Origin of the sequence: Dyadobacter flavalbus (assembly GCF_006149045.1) — a bacterium.
In the GTDB taxonomy this organism is placed as follows: domain Bacteria; phylum Bacteroidota; class Bacteroidia; order Cytophagales; family Spirosomataceae; genus Dyadobacter; species Dyadobacter flavalbus.
In genome coordinates, this window is the sequence record NZ_VBSN01000038.1 from 347509 (window position 1) to 366755 (window position 19247).

The 19247-nt window shown below is 45.2% G+C and carries 14 protein-coding genes; 8 read left to right on the forward strand and 6 right to left on the reverse strand.

Annotation, left to right across the window (positions count from 1 at the left end; translation table 11 throughout):
• Positions 1 to 8: 8 nt before the first annotated feature.
• From FEM33_RS13170 to pyrG, 5 genes are all read right to left on the reverse strand, one after another.
• Complete coding sequence (locus FEM33_RS13170) at positions 9 to 1019, reverse strand: glycosyltransferase family 2 protein (protein WP_139012472.1); 1011 nt, start codon at positions 1017 to 1019, stop codon at positions 9 to 11.
• Positions 1020 to 1041: 22 nt separating this feature from the next.
• Positions 1042 to 2337, reverse strand: coding sequence for a glutamate-1-semialdehyde 2,1-aminomutase (gene hemL / locus FEM33_RS13175; protein ID WP_139012473.1), 1296 nt, complete (start codon positions 2335 to 2337; stop codon positions 1042 to 1044).
• A gap of 19 nt (positions 2338 to 2356) precedes the next feature.
• The gene (locus tag FEM33_RS13180) at positions 2357 to 4072 is read right to left on the reverse strand and encodes an ABC transporter substrate-binding protein (RefSeq protein WP_139012474.1); all 1716 of its coding nucleotides are present in this window, start codon (positions 4070 to 4072) and stop codon (positions 2357 to 2359) included.
• 122 nt (positions 4073 to 4194) lie between these two features.
• Positions 4195 to 6021, reverse strand: coding sequence for a membrane protein insertase YidC (yidC, locus tag FEM33_RS13185; protein ID WP_139012475.1), 1827 nt, complete (start codon positions 6019 to 6021; stop codon positions 4195 to 4197).
• 79 nt (positions 6022 to 6100) lie between these two features.
• On the reverse strand, positions 6101 to 7765 hold the full coding sequence (gene pyrG, locus FEM33_RS13190; RefSeq protein ID WP_139012476.1) for a CTP synthase: 1665 nt from the start codon (positions 7763 to 7765) through the stop codon (positions 6101 to 6103).
• 305 nt (positions 7766 to 8070) lie between these two features.
• On the opposite strand from pyrG, the gene FEM33_RS13195 reads away from it, so the two are divergent.
• On the forward strand, positions 8071 to 8961 hold the full coding sequence (locus FEM33_RS13195; RefSeq protein ID WP_139012477.1) for a PIG-L deacetylase family protein: 891 nt from the start codon (positions 8071 to 8073) through the stop codon (positions 8959 to 8961).
• A 92-nt stretch (positions 8962 to 9053) separates the two neighbouring features.
• Here FEM33_RS13195 and nspC read toward each other — a convergent pair whose 3' ends face one another.
• Complete coding sequence (gene nspC / locus FEM33_RS13200) at positions 9054 to 10211, reverse strand: carboxynorspermidine decarboxylase (RefSeq protein ID WP_139012478.1); 1158 nt, start codon at positions 10209 to 10211, stop codon at positions 9054 to 9056.
• A gap of 122 nt (positions 10212 to 10333) precedes the next feature.
• Here nspC and FEM33_RS13205 point away from each other — a divergent pair, with 122 nt between their 5' ends.
• From FEM33_RS13205 to FEM33_RS13235, 7 genes are all read left to right on the forward strand, one after another.
• On the forward strand, positions 10334 to 10921 hold the full coding sequence (locus tag FEM33_RS13205; protein ID WP_139012479.1) for a 3'-5' exonuclease: 588 nt from the start codon (positions 10334 to 10336) through the stop codon (positions 10919 to 10921).
• Positions 10918 to 11799, forward strand: coding sequence for a bestrophin family protein (locus FEM33_RS13210; protein WP_139012480.1), 882 nt, complete (start codon positions 10918 to 10920; stop codon positions 11797 to 11799). Before FEM33_RS13205 ends, FEM33_RS13210 begins: the two co-directional genes overlap by 4 nt.
• A gap of 315 nt (positions 11800 to 12114) precedes the next feature.
• Positions 12115 to 12537, forward strand: coding sequence for a hypothetical protein (locus FEM33_RS13215; RefSeq protein WP_139012481.1), 423 nt, complete (start codon positions 12115 to 12117; stop codon positions 12535 to 12537).
• A gap of 416 nt (positions 12538 to 12953) precedes the next feature.
• Positions 12954 to 13352, forward strand: coding sequence for a hypothetical protein (locus tag FEM33_RS13220; protein ID WP_139012482.1), 399 nt, complete (start codon positions 12954 to 12956; stop codon positions 13350 to 13352).
• A 125-nt stretch (positions 13353 to 13477) separates the two neighbouring features.
• Positions 13478 to 14389 (forward strand): helix-turn-helix domain-containing protein, encoded by a 912-nt coding sequence (locus tag FEM33_RS13225; RefSeq protein ID WP_139012483.1) that lies wholly within the window; start codon positions 13478 to 13480, stop codon positions 14387 to 14389.
• Positions 14390 to 14532: 143 nt separating this feature from the next.
• Positions 14533 to 15921 carry a TolC family protein gene (locus FEM33_RS13230; protein ID WP_139012484.1) on the forward strand — a complete coding sequence of 463 codons (1389 nt, stop codon included), beginning with the start codon at positions 14533 to 14535 and terminating at the stop codon, positions 15919 to 15921.
• Positions 15922 to 15984: 63 nt separating this feature from the next.
• Positions 15985 to 19245: an efflux RND transporter permease subunit gene (locus FEM33_RS13235; RefSeq protein WP_139012485.1), complete on the forward strand. Its 3261-nt coding sequence runs from the start codon at positions 15985 to 15987 to the stop codon at positions 19243 to 19245.
• The last annotated feature ends 2 nt before the right edge of the window (positions 19246 to 19247 follow it).

Below are 19247 nucleotides of genomic sequence, written 5' to 3' on the forward strand. Positions count from 1 at the left end.
AATATTTTTCAGGATGGATATTCGATGGACGCTCCGGTTTCGCGGTGCGTCTTTTTTTCCCATATCCGTTTCCAGCCTTCCTGCAAAAAGCCGGTTCCGTAGCCGAAAAGCTGGACAAATGCAGCCGCTACGCTCAGAAATGCTACTTTCGTGCTTCTGGTTTGTTTTAACGAATCCATGAACAGCAGCAGTATGTATAATCCCAAAGCACATACTCCAAGATAGAAGAACGGCTTGAAAATCAGCAGCCAAAGCGGAATACTGCATACGCCGAGTGTAAAAAGCAGCGGAAATGTATGCACCAGTTTCAGTTCATCGGGATAAAACCTTGCAATGTTGATTCTGGCCCGGCCGAAAAATTTCAGCTGTTTGAAAAACGGGATAAACCTTGTTCTTCTTTTATGATAAATGAACGCTTCCGGGATCAGTTCGGATTGGAAACCCATGCGGATGGCGCCAATGCTGAACAGAATATCCTCTCCCATTCTGCTCGTCAGAAAGCCGTTTGTGCGTTCCCAGACTTTTCTGGAAAGCCCCATATTGAAGCTTCTCGGATGAAAAGTCCCGCCCATATTGTTCTTTTTACCACGAATTCCGCCTGTTGTAAAAACGGAAGTCATGGAATAACTGATGGCCTTTTGCACGGGCGTAAATGACGGATGATCCGTGTCGGGGCCGCCGTAAAGATCTACGTAACTTGTGTTCAGTTTATTTTCGACGATTTGCAAATAATCCGGTTCGATCAGTGCATCGGAATCCAGCAAAATAAAGTAATCGCCGGAAGCTCTTTCAAAACCATAATTCCTTGCAAAACCCTGACCGCCGTTTTCTTTGTAATAATACCGGATGTCAAGCTTGTCCTGAAAATTTCTGACAACTTCGTCACACTTTATTCTGGAACCGTCTTCAACGATGATTACTTCAAAGTTCTTGTAAGTCTGCAATGCCAAACATTCCAGCAACTCCTGCAACTCGTCAGGACGATTATAAACCGGAATGATGATGGAATATTTGCGCATTGATAACAGCAGATTTTTAATTTCAGAGACTTAGAATTTCTTTAAGGGATTCTTCATTGGCACTGACAATGGTGTCGATATGATCGTCTGTCAATGCCGTTGACAGGAACATGCTTTCAAACTGTGACGGCCCCATGTAAATGCCTTTGTTCAGCATGGCATGGAAATATTTACCGAAAAGAATCAGATCGGAGGCTTTGGCAGAAGGAAAATCGGTCACCGGCTGATCTGTGAAAAACAGCGTGTACATGGAGCCGACGTGGTTTAATGTGTAGTTCAAACCAAGTTTTTGCATGGAAGTTCTGAACCCGGATGCCAGTCTGTTACCGGCTTCTTCCAGTCTGGTATAAACTTCGGGATGTTCGTTCAGGTAATTCAGCATGGCCAGTCCGGCGGCCATCGCTATCGGATTTCCGGAAAGCGTTCCAGCCTGATAAACAGGACCTGCGGGTGAAACCCAGTTCATGATCTCGGCCTTGCCGCCATAAGCGCCTACGGGCATTCCGCCACCGATTATTTTTCCAAGCGTTGTCAAATCCGGCGTTATTCCGAATCTTTCCTGCGCCCCGCCTTTGGATAGACGGAAACCGGTCATTACTTCATCCAGAATCAGGACAATCCCTTCTTCGTCACAGATTTTGCGCAAGCCCTGCAAAAATCCTTCTTCCGGAAGTACGCAGCCCATGTTTCCTACAATGGGTTCCAGAATCAGTGCTGCAATATGGTTTTTGTTCGCGTCAACAAGCTGCCGGACGGCATTCAGATCATTATACGGCGCGGTCAATGTGTCATTGGCAACGCCTCTGGTTACGCCCGGACTGTCCGGCGTACCAAAAGTAACGGCTCCGCTCCCGGCTGCGATCAGAAAGCTGTCGCCGTGCCCGTGATAGCAGCCTTCAAATTTGATGATTTTGTCACGTCCTGTAAATCCTCTTGCTACCCGGATCGCCGACATCGTTGCCTCAGTCCCGGAATTCACCATACGTACTTTTTCAATGGAAGGAACCATGCTTACGATCAGCTCGGCCATTTCCACTTCGCGGCGCGTAGGCGCACCGAAAGAAAAAGAATGCTGAACCGCATCCTGAACCGCTTTCTGGATCAGCTCATGCGCATGGCCGAGAATCATCGGGCCCCAGGAATTGATCAGTTCAATGTATTCGTTGCCGTCTTCGTCGTAAATGTAAGGTCCTTTTGCGGATTTGATAAAAACCGGAGACCCTCCTACCGCCCGGAACGCGCGTACAGGCGAATTAACGCCGCCCGGAATATAATGCTGTGCTTTCTCAAAAAGCTGCTGACTTGTTAAAGTATTCATTTCGTTGATTCAGTTTATTTTACCTGTCCACCGGAACCCATTTGAAACCGTTGAATTTAATAACAGGCGTAATCTGGTTTTCATTGGACCTGGAATAATCGAAGCCGGAAAGCAGGTATTCCTGCCCGCTGTTTCTGCCCGAGCGCAGTCCGCTGCTGAACTTGTCCTTGTACGTATTCAGCATTCTGGCAAAATACAGCAGCTGATCATAGCCCTGATAGGAATATACGGATGGAAATGTGTTGTTTCTGGCAAAATAATCTTTCTGAAACTGACGGATAGTTTCCTTTTCGCGGTCCACATAATCCGCATTGATCAGGAACAGTTTTGATCCGTATTTCGAAAGCCTGGATTCCTGCTGATTAAAACTGGTTGAAGTTGCAAGTACCGGAATACTGGCAAGTTTACGACTTTTAAGCACCTCCATAACCATTGTTCCCGTTCTGCCATCCGAAGTAAACAGGGCAACATGCGCCGGTTTCATCGACTCTGCAATCAGAATGCTGCTTTCCAGCCATTCACGGTCAGGCTGGATTTTAATCATTTCCAGCACTTTGCCGCCTTTGCCCGTCCATTCCGCAGCATAGGAAAATGCCATGGCCGAATCCTTTGCCGTACTGCCGTAATAAATGGCTGCCGACAGGCCGAATGACTGCGTTTTTATCCATTGTACCGCTTTTTGCGTCTGAAATGCAATCGAAGGATGCGCAAGGTAAATACCGGATGCGGATTTGATCAGATTGCCGTCGGTAGAAAGCGGATTCAGCATAATCATTCCGGAACGGTTGACAAATTCGGCAGTAACATTAAACGTTTCAGAATAAAGCGGGCCTACAACCAGATCTGAAAGCTGGAAATTTTTGTTATCCACAATGGATTTCATGGACTTGGCATCGTTCACAACATCGTAAGCCCAGATATTGACCTGAATGCCTTCTGTTGCAAGCAGCTCTCTGGCCATTTCCATACCCAGATAATAATCGTATGCAAACTGATTGGAACGGCGTTTGGCAGTATTGAATTCATCCAGCCGGAACGGCAGCAGTACGGAAACATCCAGATATCCTTTAGTCCACTTGCCTTCAGACCTTGGCGTGCTGCGTTTGCCCGTTTCTTCCGTAACGGCCACTTTTTCCTTTTTACTGAATTTGAACTGCTTCTGAAGCTGCTCATCCAGCAGCATATCCGACTGCGTTGCCGACGGGTTACTTTCAATAGCCATGCTCAGCGCCAGTGCAATTTCACGGTCGGAGGCATACTGTCTGTGCAGATCTTTCAGAATAGCCAAATCCGTAATATTTTCAAGATGAAGCTGCTTTAAAGCCGTTATATCTTTATTAAAGGAAGAATCCTTGATTTTCAGAAGGTAATCCAGACCTTCCTTGTAACGGCCGTTTTCGAGCGCAATCGTGCCAAGCAGATAATACACGTCATTGATCCTGTTCCAGCCGGGATACGAACTCAGCAGCTGCAAAAGCATTTGCTTGCTTTCCGGATACTGTTTCAGCTGATATGCAGATAGGGCGTAATAATATTGTGAGTAAGTGGAATAAGGTGTTTTCAGATTTGGGTTTGTCAATGGAGAAAGTTTCTCCATGGCAGCGGCATATTTTTCATGCTTGTAGTCATCCACAGCCGACTTATACCTGCTTTCAGTCTGTGCAATGTTCTGAGCTTGCGTTACATGACAGAAACTGCAAACGGTTATTAACATCAAAAAAAATATAACTCTCATTAATATAGCGGGTTAAGATTATTTTGACCGGTCAAATTACAAAAACCGTTTAAAGAGAAAAAAACGGGCAATACTTCCTTGCGGAAACATTGCCCTTTGTATACTACGAAGTAATAAAACAATTATTTCTTTTTGGTACGTTTCTCAAGTTCGGCCTGCTTCTTTTTAGCTTCTTCGGCAGCCTGCAACGATTTTTCAAGATACTTTTGAAACTTGGTCTGTTTCTTTTCTCCGTTTGCGTTCTTCTTGCGGTTCTCTTCCAGTATGTTTCTGATCTTGTCTTCGTTTACGAATTTTTTGATCAGCAACTGTTGCGCAATGGTCACGACGTTGGAAACAAAATAATAAAACGTAAGACCTGCCGGAAACGAGTTCAGTACAAACATGAACATCAACGGCATGATGTAGCCAAGCACTTTCATATTGACCGGTCCGGGCTGGTTTGGCGTAATCTGGTTGTTATAATACGCATAACCGATGCTGGAAGCCGTCATCATGATCGTAAAAAGACTGATATGGTTTCCGATTCCGAACGGAACAGTAAACGGCAGTTTGATAAACGAATCATACGTGGACAAATCACTTGCCCAAAGAAATGACTGCTGCCGCAGTTCGATCAAATTCGGAAAAAGGAAAAACAGCGAAAAGAGGATCGGCATGGTGGCCAGCACCGGAATACAGCCGCTCAACGGACTTACGCCGACCTGCTGATACAATTTCATCTGATCCTGCTGCTGCTTGGCCATGTCGTCCGGGTTCTGCTGACGAATCTGTTCCAGTTCCGGCGCAAGCAATTTCATTTTGGCCATGCTGATGTACGACTTGTAAGTAAGCGGCGTGAGCAGCGTTTTGACAAACAACACAAGCAGAATAATCAGAATACCGTAATTGCTGACAAACTTTTCCAGGAAATTGAACAGCGGCACGAGGAAAAACTTGTTGATCGGTTTCAGAAAGGCATAACCTAAATAAACGTTCTGATCAAAATTCTCGGCCTGTACTTTATCGACAAGATGGTAATCGTTCGGTCCGAGGAAAAACTGGTAGTTCGCCTCTCCTTTCTGGATCGCCGACATCGAGATGTTTGCCGCAACGTTCATGGTTTTCACAATGGTCGAATCGTTCGGGTTTACGTCCGCTCGCATGGCAACGTCGCTGAACGGATGCTTTTCGGCAATCAGACCCGCAAGGAAATACTTGTGCTTGATCGTAAACCATTTTACCGGCTCGGCAGCTTTGGCTTCTTCATTGGCCGTCGGGCTGGTCGGAAGGCTTTGCAGATCGTCCGTAAAGTAATTGATCGTCACCACTTCGCGGTTCTTGTGCATGTCGTTTTCCAGCTGAAGCAAGTCATTGTTCCAGTCAAACTGCACCGATTTGTCGCCGAGGCCGATCCCGTTGCTTTTTATTCCGTAGTCAATAACATAACCGCTTCCGTGCACAACATAAGTTTGTTCCACATACTGGTTATTTTTCAGATCAACACGGTACGTAACGATGGCCGAGTCTTTTTCAGCCAGCACCTGATCTTTGGAATCGGTTGTAAAAAAACGATCTGTAAGCCTTACATCGCCGGTTTGTGTCGGAAAATCGATACGGAACCGGTTGTGGTTTTCGGCAATCAGATACAGCGGTTTGTGGTCAAAGGTTTTGTATTTCTTTAACATCACCTCTTTCATGATACCGCCTTTATTGGAAAAGACAATTCTTGTATCCTGCGTTTCGATGGTCAGATCTTTTGGCGTTTCCTGCGCCACTGCGGCTGAATCGGTTATTCTGGCACCTGATCTGACGGAGTCCGGAACTGTTGATGAAGTAACAGAAGCTTTTGAGTTGTTTTGTTTAACTTGTGCCACAGGTGTTGGTTCCACAGGTTTCGGAACCAGTATCTGATAGCCTATCAGCATTAGCATAATAAGCACTAAGCCGATTATAAAATTTTTATCCATTATTTACTACAATTGTTGAAACAGTTTACCCGAACGGGACGGCAAAGGTAATAAGATTTTCCTTATTGCCCTTTTTAGCTTAATGCATTGATGTGTTTAAAGCCTCTACGGATCTTTTTTCCTGAGAATAAGTCAATGCGGCACTAACGAAATGTACAAAAAGCGGGTGCGGGTTCATAACCGTGCTTTTCAGCTCAGGGTGGAACTGAACGCCGACATAGAACGGATGTCCCGGCAATTCGACCATTTCTACCAGATTATTATCGGGATTGATACCGGTGGCCAGCAAACCTTTCTCCTCAAAATCCTTTAAGTATTTATTGTTGAATTCGTAGCGGTGACGGTGACGTTCGCTGATATTGGTTTTCCCGTAGATATGGCTTGCCAGCGTATCCTTTTTGATCCTGCACGGATAAGCGCCTAGACGCATGGTTCCGCCTTTGTTGGAAATATCCTTCTGATCTTCCATCAAATGAATGACCGGATGATCCGTGTTGGTGTCCATTTCCATGGAATGTGCTCCTTCCCAGCCGATTACATTGCGTGCATATTCAATAACGGCCATCTGCATGCCGAGGCAAATCCCGAAAAACGGAATCTTGTTTTCACGTACGTACTGAATGGCAGCGATTTTCCCTTCAATGCCTCTTTCACCAAATCCGGGCGCAACGAGTACGCCGTCCAGGTTTTCCAGTTTTTCAACGGCATTTTCCTCGGTCAGGTTTTCGGAATGAATCCATTCAATGCTCACCTTGCATTCATTGGCTGCACCGGCATGGATGAACGATTCCACGATGGATTTGTAAGCATCATGCAATTCCACATATTTTCCAACCAGTCCGATGCGTACGGAATCAATTGGATTTTTCAGTCTGGACAAAAACATTTTCCACGCATCCAGATCCACGTCTTTGTCATTGTAAATATCCAGCATATACAATGCACGCTGATCCAGTCTTTCTTTCAGCATCAGTAACGGAACGGCATAAATGGTGTCCGCATCCATGGCTTCGATCACCGAATTTACCTGAACATTGCAGAACAAGGCGATTTTCTTGCGGATATCGTAAGGCAAAGGATGCTCCGTGCGACAAACCAGAATATCCGGCTGAATACCCGCTTCCTGCAGCATCCGGACCGAGTGCTGAGTCGGTTTGGTTTTCAGTTCACCCGCAGAGTTCAGGTAAGGAATAAGCGTCAGATGGATCACAAGCGTGTCGTGCTCTTCCATTTCAAATTTTACCTGACGAACCGCTTCAAGAAACGGCAGCGATTCGATATCGCCTACGCATCCGCCGATTTCGGTAATTACAATATCATAATCGCCCGTTTGCCCAAGCAACAGCATGTTCCTTTTCAGTTCGTCCGTAATGTGCGGAACAATCTGAACGGTTTTCCCTAAAAAATCCCCTCGGCGCTCGGCCGTAATGACATTATGATAAATCCGGCCCGTCGTCACGTTGTTGGCCTGCGAAGTGCGAACGTTCAGGAAACGTTCGTAGTGGCCAAGATCCAGGTCTGTTTCTGCTCCGTCGTCCGTTACATAGCATTCGCCATGCTCGTATGGATTCATTGTGCCGGGATCAACATTCAGATATGGATCAAACTTTTGAATCGTGACAGATAGCCCTCTGGCTTGCAGCAGTTTAGCTAATGATGAGGCAATGATTCCCTTGCCAAGTGAAGATGTTACACCGCCCGTAACGAAAATGTACTTCGCGGTCTTTCGTGCTTTGGAAGCCATAAGACGTTGCTTTTTTTCTATGATTACGGGATACAAAGATACAGGATTCCCGGAAGAACTTCAGCAGGCTTTCTTTAAATATTTCAAATTTGCACTTTAAGCAGTTGCTGCTCTGGCATATCGCCTGCTTACTTTTTTCCGGTGAAAAAGCCTTTTATCCGTTTAATGCTTATTTTGCGGTATTCCATGGCTTGTAAAAAGAACATAAATAGGCTGTGCACATGCATTAAAAATGCTTTGCATCTGCCTTTCCCTTTGAAATCTGCTTTAATTAAATTTCTAAACCTAATCCCAATTCCTTTCTGATGAAGATTCTTTTCCTCACCTTTTCCTTGCTGTGCAACTGTCTGGTTTCTGCTCAGACGAACAAGCCGCAAGCCGGAAATCCTTTAAAAATCATTGTTTTCGGTGCCCATCCAGATGACTGTGACCTTGGCGCCGGCGGCGTAGCTTCTATTTATTCCTCTATGGGCCACAAGGTAAAATTTGTTTCCCTTACAAACGGCGACAAGGGACATCAGGAAATCGGCGGCGGCGAACTGGCCAACCGCCGTCTGAAGGAAGCCAAAGAAGCAGCCCGTCGATGGGGAATTGAATACGACGTGCTGGATAACCACGACGGCGAACTTTTGCCCACGCTTGAAAACCGCATGACTGTGATCCGATTGATACGGGAATGGAATGCGGATCTGGTTATTGCACCCCGTACGAACGATTATCATCCCGATCATCGCAATACCGGCGTCATTGTTCAGGATGCGGCTTACTTAGTAATCGTACCCAATATTGTTAGCAGTACGCCTCCGCTGACTAAAAATCCTGTTTTCCTTTATTTCCGTGACCGTTTCCAGCGGCCAAATCCTTTTCGTCCGGACATTGCCGTGGACATTACGCAGGCTATTTCCAAAAAAGTAGAAGGGCTTGATGCACACGTTTCGCAATTTTACGAATGGCTTCCTTGGACCAATCAGGATCTTGATAATGTACCGAAAGGATTGGAAGAAAGAAAAAAATGGCTCCTTGCCGCAACGGAAAAACGGTCCTCGGTAACACCTGAAATCAAGCTTTCGCTGGATAAACTATACGGTCCGGACAAAGCAGCAGCGGTCCGGTTTGTGGAAGTTTTTGAAATCTGCGAATACGGAAAGCAGCCGACAACCGAAGAAATCAAAAGGCTTTTTCCCATGATTCCATAAGTTTTTAGCAAGATAAAATTATCAAATCAAAAAATCGCCCGGATAAAATGTTTATCCGGGCGATTTTATCTTTTACTAACATTCTGATTTATTTACGAAAGCCGGTCCTTAAAACTTTCATATCCATAGGAGCGGATCAGCTGAAACTGCTGATTTTCCTTCCAGATTCCGATCGACGGCAGATTGACACCGTTGAAAGTTGTCGTTTTTACCATGGTATAATGGATCATATCTTCAAAAATGATCAGGTCGCCTGAATTTAACGGTTTGTCAAACGAATAATCACCTATAAAGTCTCCTGCCAGACAAGTCATCCCGCCGATTCTGTAAGTCGGTTTTCCCTGAACAGGATCGTGGTATGCACCGGAAATAACGGGCTTGTACGGCATTTCGAGCGTGTCCGGCATGTGCGCGGCAAAGGAACTGTCCATTATTGCAACATCAATTCCCTGACTGTCCATAACGTCCAGAACGGTTGTAACCAGCACGCCTGTACGCCATGCAATGGCTGATCCCGGTTCCAGGATGACATCCAGGTCATACTTGGCTTTGATGTTGCTAACTAACTTGATTAGTTTGTCGATATCATATCCTTCACGCGTCATCAGATGACCGCCGCCCATATTGAGCCATTTGGCCTGTTTCAGCAGATCACCGAATCGGGATTCCAGCGCAGCAAGCGTCCTTTCCAGCGTATCCGAGCCGTTCTCACATAACGTATGAAAATGGATACCGTCTATTCCTTCGGGAAGCCGGTCGGGCAACTTGTCGCGTGTTATACCCAGCCTTGAACCCGGAACGCACGGATTGTACATATCCGTTTCCACTTCCGAGTACTGCGGATTGACGCGTATGCCGCATGAAAGCTGATGTTCAGGATTTGCCGATTTGAAATTTTCCACCTTTTCCCTGAACCTTTCCCACTGGCTTAAAGAGTTGAACGTAATATGGCTGCTCCTTTCCATGATTTCCTGAAATTCCTGCTCCGGATAAGCCGGCATGTATGTATGCGCCGGGCAGCCCATGTAATCATTGATGAGCTTCACTTCATTGAGCGAGCTTGCCGTAGCGCCTTCCAGATATTCCCTTACAATCGGGAAGGCACTGAACATGGAAAAACCCTTTAATGCCAGTATGATTTTACAGCCGGCTGATTGCTGTACCGAATCGATCAGGCGAAGGTTTTTACGCAGCAAAGCTTCTTCCAGAACAAAACAAGGCGTTGGTATTTGACTATAGTCGATTGGCATTTTAATATTGAATGATGAATAAATCGGCTGGAATGTAATGTTTATCTAATTTTGTACACAAAAATACCCGTTTGAGTTTCTGAAATCACGATGAAATTTTAATTAATACCACAGTTCACCTTATGTCCTTTCTTGTTTTAGATATAGAAATGACCGGTCCGGAACCGGGCTGGAATGAAATCATACAGATCGGAGCCGAGTTTTTCGACGAGCAATGGCGCTCGCTCGGGACTTATCTCCAGAATGTTTATCCGGAAAATGAAGAAGCTTTTTCGACCAAATCGGAAGAAGTACACGGTCTTTCACTGGACGATCTGGAAGATGCGCCGATGATTTATGATGTTTTGCCAGAGTTTGAAAATTGGATCAAAAAAATGAACGCCGGCAAACCCAATTTTTCTAATGTCATCATTTGCGGACAAAGTGTCATCAACGACATCAACTTCCTGCGGTTTGCTTACCGGCATGAAAAAATGAAATGGGGTTTTTCCAATAAAATGATTGATCTGCATACGGTTTCTTATTTGTTTTTTCAGATCCTGGAAAAGAACGGCAAAAATGTGCCGCGTTCGCTGAGCCTGGGTTCCGTTGCCTCCTATTTCGGTTTTGAGCGCGAGGAAGAAACGCATAATGCGCTGGAAGATGCAAGATTAACGGCCAAATGCTTTAAGGAATTCTTCAAATTAATTGATAATGTAAAACTTGTATGATCGATTACAATCCGAAGGAATGGTTCCGTTACATTTTTTACTTTCAAAAAGCGGATACGGTCCGGAAACTGAGTCCGCTTATTATTACCATCGGCGTGTATTCGGCAGTAGTTGCATATCTGATCCTGATTCACTGGAAACTTGGACAAGATACCGACCTGAAGAACATTTCGCTGATGCATTCCCTGCTCGGATTTGTCATTTCCATGCTGCTGGTGTTCCGGACAAACACTGCTTATGACCGCTGGTGGGAAGGACGCAAGCAATGGGGATCTCTGATGAACAGCAGCCGCAACCTGGCCCTGAAAATCAACGCCATGCTGGGTGATGAAAATGAAAAAGAGCGTGCGTTTTTCCGTATTATGATCCCGAACTTCGCTTTTTCACTGAGGAATCATTTGCTGAACCGCTACCGACCGGAAGATTTTACCGATACCGAACTTTTTACCCGAAATGACCTGCACGTTCAGGAACATATTCCGAACCAGATTGCTGCGGCCATATTTGGCAAAGTCATCGAACTGCAGAAAAAGAATGTTTTACTTCCGGAACATACGATATTGCTGAACCACGAACTGGAATCTTTTACCAACATCACCGGCGCCTGCGAACGCATCAAGAACACGCCTATTCCTTTGTCTTACAGCTCTTTTATTAAAAAATTCATCTTTACTTACTGCCTTACCTTGCCCATCGGCTATGTTTTCAGCCTGCATTTTCTGGTGATACCGTTTGTGATGTTTGTCTTTTACATTCTGGCCAGTCTGGAAGTAATTGCCGAGGAAATTGAAGATCCGTTTGGTGAAGACAGCAACGATCTTCCAATTGAAAGGATCTGTCTCGGGTTGCGCAATTCGGTATATGCGCTGCTGAAATGACCCTAATTATTAGAGAGTGGTTAGAAAAGAATTACAAAGTCATTAAATTTTCATTTTTTTCCATTTTCCTGATTGCGTGTATTTAACACCTGTTTTTGGATTAAAAATTTATTCTATGCAAAAAGCGGTTGTTTTTTAAATCTGTAAATCAGAGAATGGAATAATTACAGTTGCAAAAATGCGTTTTTTAAACCTGAATTTTGAAATTCCTCATTTTAAACAAAAAAACCGCGATTAAACTCAATTCGTAAAAAGTTGTTATTTCATGTATCCAGATATGGATTAATCAATTCTTGAAAGTAAAAGATTGCAACCATGAAAAAAGCAACTGTATTATCAGCGTTGATTTTGACTGCAGGTTTGTTTTCCATGCAGGCAAAATCGCAATCCATTGTTGATCCAGGCGTATCGGTTCACAATTATAAACATCCCAATAAGGCGGCAAAAGCAAAGGCGCTTGAAGCAGACAGAAACACGGTCCGGGTTCCAAGCTTGGGAACGGTTGAAAGATACAGCAAGCAGCAGCACCGCCAGCATATCAGCACAACGCCCAAGTATGCGCCCCGTCCGGCAGCATTGGTGGTTACACGAAGGTACAATGTGGAAGGAGTTGAAATCAATCCGCTGAATTCTCCGAGAAATTACAAAACACCGCATAACAAGGTTAAGGTTTCAAATTCGGAGATTGCAGATTACCACAAAAATTCAGACAAATCCATTTACCCGACTGTCGACTGACGTTTGACTGGAAGGACACCATTTAAGCCGGCCTGCGCCGGCTTTTCTGTTTTAAGGCATAAAAGTTTGAATTTTATAACTTCATAAAATATACAAACCAACTGCCCAAAAAAGCATGAAAGCATCACTTCGCCATTCGGGCCATATGCCTGCACTCCATATCAAATCCTAAAAAATATTAATAAGTTTAAATATAAGCATTTACACCTTTCCATTAATCTTTTCTCATTTCACATACAAAAAACGAACCGCTGCTTGAAATAACTAAATAGTTTCATTTCAGAATGATAACCGCTTTTTGAACAAGAAACGAATGATTGAATATTATAACTTAATGTTTGAAAACATTATTTTCTGTAACTGATCAGACTTGTAATTTTGAAAGACAAGTACGAAATACAAAGAATAACCTCGTTATGAAAATCAAATTTCTTCTATTACTGGCCTCCTTGAATCTGACCGTTTTCTTTCATCAAAATGCCTTCGCACAAGCATCCCGGCCGATAGATCAGGGCATTTCCATTCACAACTATAAACAGCCCAACAAAGCTGCCGAGGCCCGGAAAAACACAACAGAAGGAATACGCATCGCGGAAAACCGCATCAGGATTGCCGGCAGCAGCTCGTACCGCAAAAATGGAAATCAGGATTATACGCCCAAATACAGGGCAACAGCGTATGCGGTTGTCATTCCTGTAAAGCAGCAAAAGGAAAAATCGGGAATCAACCCGCTGACCTCGCGCCGCAACTATAAAACAGGCGGTTTCACGCATCTGAAATCCGGACGAAGAGATTCCATTGCGGCAGCATTCTAAACAGGCGAAGCAACTTTAATCACTTATATCCGAAAAAGTATAACAATAATCAGTACGACAAATACTTAATGACATTTTAACACAATATAATTGTAGCGGATATTTGAATTCCATAACTTCATCATATGATACCGAGTGAAAGCATAGAGCATTTTTATCAGACGCACCCAGCCGCAAAAGGGTCGGTGAGTCCGGATAAACTGAGTGGGGATGAGGGACATTTCAATGTTTTCTCGAGGGTATTCTGCAGCAAGTATACTTCCTACTCAAGAAGGGATTTTTATAAAATTTCGCTGATCATCGGCAAAGGCAGGCTTTCTTACGGAAATCACCAGATTGAAATCAACCAGAATGCACTTGTATTTTTTAACCGGAATGTACCGTATTCCTGGCAGGCGCTTTCCGAGGAACAAACGGGCTATTTCTGCCTTTTTACAGACAGCTTCCTGAGTACGATCAATCGTTCGAGAACGGTCAATGACTGCCCTATTCTTCGCAGCGACAGCATTCCGGTTTATTTTGTCACGCAGGAACAGCAGGATTATCTGCTGGGCATATTCAGGAAAATGTACGAGGACAATGAATCCAGTTACATTCACAAATACGATCTGATGCGCAATTACGTGAATGTAATCGCACACGAAGCCATGAAAATGCAGCCTTCGGAACTTAATAACGCGTATGTCAACGGATCAGAAAGATTATCGTCTTTGTTTTACGAATTGCTTGAAAGACAGTTTCCCATCGAATCGCCCGAACATAAACTGAAGCTGAAAACGGCCAAGGATTATGCAACCAAACTGGGCGTGCATGTAAATCACCTGAACCGCACGCTGAAGGAAATTACTGGCAAAACGACAACGGAACATATCATCGAGCGTATTCTGGCACAATCCAAAATCATGCTGCGGCATTCCAACTGGAGCATTGCCGAAATTGCCTTTTGCCTGGGTTTTGAATATCCGGCCTATTTCAACAATCTTTTTAAAAAACAGATCGGGGTTACGCCCAAATCTTATCGCATACACGAAAGGTAGATATTTGAATTTTATAGTTTATGTTTGAAGCAATGCATCATTGCCCCGTTTTCAGGGTTACCTTTGTACAATGATTTAAAGAATGCCCGAATGCAGAATGTGCAGCATTTGAACCGCCGTTCTAAATTCCAATTACGCTCTATATGTGGAATAAACCTAAACCCAGCCTGCTCCTTTTTCCAATTCTGTTTTTTGTAAGTCTTTCCCTGTCCGCACAGGTACTGACTTTGAATGAAGCGGTTGAAACTGCTCTTGCCAATTACGGAACCATCAAGGCCAAGAATAATTACCTGAGTGCGTCAAAGGCCACGCTGCAGCAAAGCAAAAAGGAATATCTGCCCAATCTGAATTTGTCGGCACAGCAGGATTACGGCACGGTCAACGGCCAGAACGGTCCGCTTTACGGAATGGGCCTGTCAGTGGCTTCCTCCGGTCTGCCGCTTCCGCAGCAAAATTGGAATGCTGCCTTCGGAGCGTTGTATCTAACCAATGTCAACTGGGATTTCTTTGCTTTTGGACGTGCAAAAGAGCGCATCCATGTTTCGGCATCCATTGTAGACCGTGACCGGAGCGATCTGGAACAGGAAAAGTTTCAGCATAGTATCCGCGTAGCAGGCGCATATCTGAATTTACTCGTTGCGCAAAGGCTGACGCAATCTTGGGAAAACAATTTGGAAAGAGCCGCTGCATTAAAAAATGTGGTTGTCACGCGTGCCAAAAACGGACTGATACCCGGTGTGGATTCGTCGCTCGCCAACGCTGAGGTTTCCAATGCAAAAATCAGCATTACGCAGGCAAGGGATTTCGAGCAGGAACAGGCGAACGTACTGGCCCGTTTGATGGGCATTACCAATCAGCAATTTACTCTGGATACGCTTTTTATCACCAAAATGCCGCAATCCATTGATGATTCCGCCACGGTTTCCAAAAACCATCCGCTTCTGAAATATTATTCCAACCGGGTAGCGGTGAGCAATCAGCAGGCGAAGTATTTTCAGACACTCGGACTTCCGGTCCTTTCGCTTTTCGGCGTTTTCCAGGGCCGCGGCGCCGGATTTTCTTCCACTTACGCTACGGATCAGCACGCTTACACGCAGAATTATTTTGAGGGCATCAAGCCGGTCAGAGCCAATTATCTGCTCGGGATCGGAGCAACATGGAATATGACCAATTTGCTGCGGACACGCCAGCAGGTACTATCGCAGGAATTTATTTCCAGTGCCCTGCAGGAAGAATACAATGTAGTGGACCAGCAGATCAGAAACCAGCTTATCCTATCCGAAAATAAAATCAGAAATGCTGTTGCCAATTTCCGTGAAGCACCGATTCAGGTACAATCGGCTTCGGATGCTTATCTGCAGAAAAGTGTCCTGTATAAAAACGGACTAAGCAATATTGTTGACCTTACACAGGCACTTTATATCCTTAACCGTGCTGAAACCAACCGCGACATTGCACTGAGCAATCTCTGGCAGGCCTTGTTGCTGAAAGCAGCGGCGGCAGGAGATTTCGGCCTTTTCCTGAACCAGTAACTACACACCTTGTTTCCTGAAATTTTCCTTAAACCCCTGAACAAATTCTTTTCCCGGTAAAATATGGATTTAATACGTTTTGCATTACGCAAGCCTATCACCATTATGGTTTTGGTAGCCGGCTTGTTCTTCTTCGGTATCAATGCAGTGCGGAACATCAAAGTGGATATTTTCCCGAAGCTGGACCTGCCTGTGATGTACATCGCGCACCCTTTCGGAGGTTATACGCCTACGCAGATGGAAACTTTCTTTGCCAAACAATACATCAACATTCTGCTGTATGTAAATGGTATCAAAAGCATTGAAACCAAAAATATTCAGGGACTGACGCTGATGAAGATCAACTTCTATCCCGGTACCAACATGGCGCAGGCATCTGCGGAGCTGAGTGCTTTTACCAACCGTGCGCAGGCCATATTTCCGCCGGGTTCCAATCCGCCGTTCATCATCCGTTTTGATGCGTCCACTTTGCCGGTCGGACAACTGGTACTGAGCAGTGAAAAACGGACCAATAATGAATTGCTGGACATGGCGAATGTTTACGTGCGTTCTACATTTACGTCCATTCCCGGCCTTGTGTCTGCGCCGCCGTTCGGAGGGAACATCCGTACGATTGTAGTAAAAGCTGATCCGGATTTGCTGCGCTCGCATAACCTGACACCGGATCAGCTGGTGGAAGCATTGCGGATCAATAATCAGACGGCGCCTTCCGGCAATGTGCGGATCGGTGATAAAAACTACATTACGCCCACCAATACAACCGTTAGAAATATAAAGGATTTTGAAAATATCCCGCTTTTTAAAGGTTCCGTTCAGAATTTGTACCTGCGCGACGTAGCCACGGTTGAAGACGGCGCGGACATAACGGCAGGCTATGGATTGGTAAACGGAAAGCGCTCCGTTTATCTCAGCATTGCCAAAGGTGCCGATGCCTCTACATGGGAAGTGGTACAGAACCTGAAAAAAGCAATGCCCAGAATCCAGAGCACTCTGCCGGAAGACGTAAAAATCAGCTATGAATTTGATCAGTCCACTTATGTAATGAACTCCGTTATGAGCCTTTTGACCGAAGGCGCAATCGGTGCCATTCTTACGGGTTTAATGGTTTTGCTTTTTCTGGGCGATCCGCGCGGCGCACTGATTGTGATCTTAACGATTCCGACATCCATTATTTCCGGCGTTTTGTTCCTGAACCTTTTCGGGCAGACCATCAACATCATGACACTGAGCGGACTTGCACTTGCCATCGGTATTCTTGTAGATGAAAGTACGGTTACGATCGAGAACATTCACCAGCATTTAGATATGGGAAAACCCAAAGCGCTGGCGATCTGGGATGCTTGTCAGGAGATTGCTTTTCCGAAGCTGCTGATCCTGTTTTGTATTCTGGCTGTTTTTGCACCGGCGTTTACGATGGGCGGCATTCCGGGATCTTTGTTTTTGCCGCTTGCGCTGGCCATTGGTTTCAGTATGATCGTTTCCTATTTTCTTGCCCAGACATTTGTTCCGGTTATGGCCAACTGGATCATGAAAGTAAAGCATCATAAAAACAAAGACGGCGTCGAAATGAGCGATGCGGAAGAATTTGCAGCTTCGGGCCTTTCCAGAAATAAAGAAGCGCAGAAAGAAGCATTGCTGCACAAACCGGATCATAACGAAAGCGGCAAAATCAGCCGGTTTGATCGCATCAGAATACGGTTTTCAAGATTTATTGCCCGTATGATTCCTTACAGAAAACCGATTGTAATTGCATACCTTGTACTTTCTACGGTTACTGCCGGATTTTTACTGACCAATATCGGTAAAGACGTTTTGCCAAAAGTAAATGGCGCACAGTTTCAGGTTCGTCTCCGGGCACCGGAAGGAACGCGCATTGAAAGAACAGAAGAAAAAACACTTGCTACGATTCAGGCGATCAAGGATATAGTGGGCACCAAAAATGTTTCTGTTACGTCGGCCTATGTCGGTCAGCACCCGGCTTTGTTTTCGGTCAATCCGATTTATCTGTGGATGGCCGGCCCGCAGGAAGCCGTTTTGCAGGTCGCATTGAAAGAAGGCTTTCACACCAATCTGGATGAGCTGAAAGAGAAAATCCGTAAAAGGATCAGTGTAACGGTTCCGGACCTTGCGCTTTCGTTTGAACCCATTGAACTTACCGACAAAATCCTGAGCCAGGGCTCTCCTACTCCGATTGAGGTCAGGATGTCGGGAAGGGATAAAAAACTGAATGAGAAATATGCGCAGCTGGTCATTGAAAAACTGAAGCATATCAGCTACTTGCGGGATATTCAGCTTGGACAATCCAACAAATATCCTTCTATCAATATAGAAGTGGACCGCGTGCGTGCCGCACAGCTCGGCGTGGATATGAATGACGTTTCCAAATCACTGATCGCTTCCACTTCTTCTTCGCGCTATACAGACAAAAATATCTGGGTGGACGAAAAAGGCGGATTCAGCTATTCGGTACAGGTTCAGGTTCCTGAAAACAAAATGAACAACATCAGTGAAATTGGCGAAATTCCGTTACTCAGAAATGCAAGCCGGCCCACTTTGAATGACATCGCTACGATTACACCGGATACGACCTACGGTGAAAACGACAATCTGGGCTCCATGCCGGTTTTGTCCGTAACAGCAAACCTCAACAATACGGATCTGGGCATTGCAAAGGCGGATGTAGAAACGGCGCTTGCTTCATTAGGTGAACTTCCGCGGGGACTTACCGTTGAACTTGTCGGACTCAGCCAGACACTGACCGATACGCTGGACAGTCTTCAGAATGGTCTGATTGTTGCCATTGTTGTCATTTTCCTGATGCTTGCGGCTAATTTTCAGTCATTCAAGGTTTCTGCCATTGTACTTGCAACAGTTCCAGCGGTTGTACTCGGCTCGCTTGCGTTGCTGATGATGACGGGTTCCACGCTTAATCTGCAATCTTATATGGGCATTATCATGTCGGTGGGTGTTTCCATTTCCAACGCGGTTTTATTGATTACCAATGCGGAACAATTAAGAAAGCACAGCGGTAATGCCATTGAAGCTGCGCAGGAATCTGCCAGTTTAAGGTTACGCCCGATTGTGATGACGGCAGTTGCGATGGTCGTCGGAATGATACCGATGGCGAGTGGCCTGGGTGAAGCCGGCGATCAGTCGTCACCGCTTGGCCGTGCAGTGATCGGCGGATTGATTGCATCCACCTTTGCGGCACTGTTTATTCTGCCGCTTGTATTCGCCTGGGGCCAGGGCAATGCGAGTACACAAAGTGTCTCGCTCGATCCCGAAGATGAAGAAAGCAAGTTTTATATTCCTATGACCAAATAACC

Bases quoted from the DNA above. Each gene is read 5' to 3' on its own strand.
- FEM33_RS13170 (WP_139012472.1), bottom strand. From the start codon at position 1,019: ATGCGCAAATATTCCATCATCATTCCGGTTTATAATCGTCCTGACGAG.
- hemL (WP_139012473.1), bottom strand. From the start codon at position 2,337: ATGAATACTTTAACAAGTCAGCAGCTTTTTGAGAAAGCACAGCATTAT.
- FEM33_RS13180 (WP_139012474.1), bottom strand. From the start codon at position 4,072: ATGAGAGTTATATTTTTTTTGATGTTAATAACCGTTTGCAGTTTCTGT.
- yidC (WP_139012475.1), bottom strand. From the start codon at position 6,021: ATGGATAAAAATTTTATAATCGGCTTAGTGCTTATTATGCTAATGCTG.
- pyrG (WP_139012476.1), bottom strand. From the start codon at position 7,765: ATGGCTTCCAAAGCACGAAAGACCGCGAAGTACATTTTCGTTACGGGC.
- FEM33_RS13195 (WP_139012477.1), top strand. From the start codon at position 8,071: ATGAAGATTCTTTTCCTCACCTTTTCCTTGCTGTGCAACTGTCTGGTT.
- nspC (WP_139012478.1), bottom strand. From the start codon at position 10,211: ATGCCAATCGACTATAGTCAAATACCAACGCCTTGTTTTGTTCTGGAA.
- FEM33_RS13205 (WP_139012479.1), top strand. From the start codon at position 10,334: ATGTCCTTTCTTGTTTTAGATATAGAAATGACCGGTCCGGAACCGGGC.
- FEM33_RS13210 (WP_139012480.1), top strand. From the start codon at position 10,918: ATGATCGATTACAATCCGAAGGAATGGTTCCGTTACATTTTTTACTTT.
- FEM33_RS13215 (WP_139012481.1), top strand. From the start codon at position 12,115: ATGAAAAAAGCAACTGTATTATCAGCGTTGATTTTGACTGCAGGTTTG.
- FEM33_RS13220 (WP_139012482.1), top strand. From the start codon at position 12,954: ATGAAAATCAAATTTCTTCTATTACTGGCCTCCTTGAATCTGACCGTT.
- FEM33_RS13225 (WP_139012483.1), top strand. From the start codon at position 13,478: ATGATACCGAGTGAAAGCATAGAGCATTTTTATCAGACGCACCCAGCC.
- FEM33_RS13230 (WP_139012484.1), top strand. From the start codon at position 14,533: ATGTGGAATAAACCTAAACCCAGCCTGCTCCTTTTTCCAATTCTGTTT.
- FEM33_RS13235 (WP_139012485.1), top strand. From the start codon at position 15,985: ATGGATTTAATACGTTTTGCATTACGCAAGCCTATCACCATTATGGTT.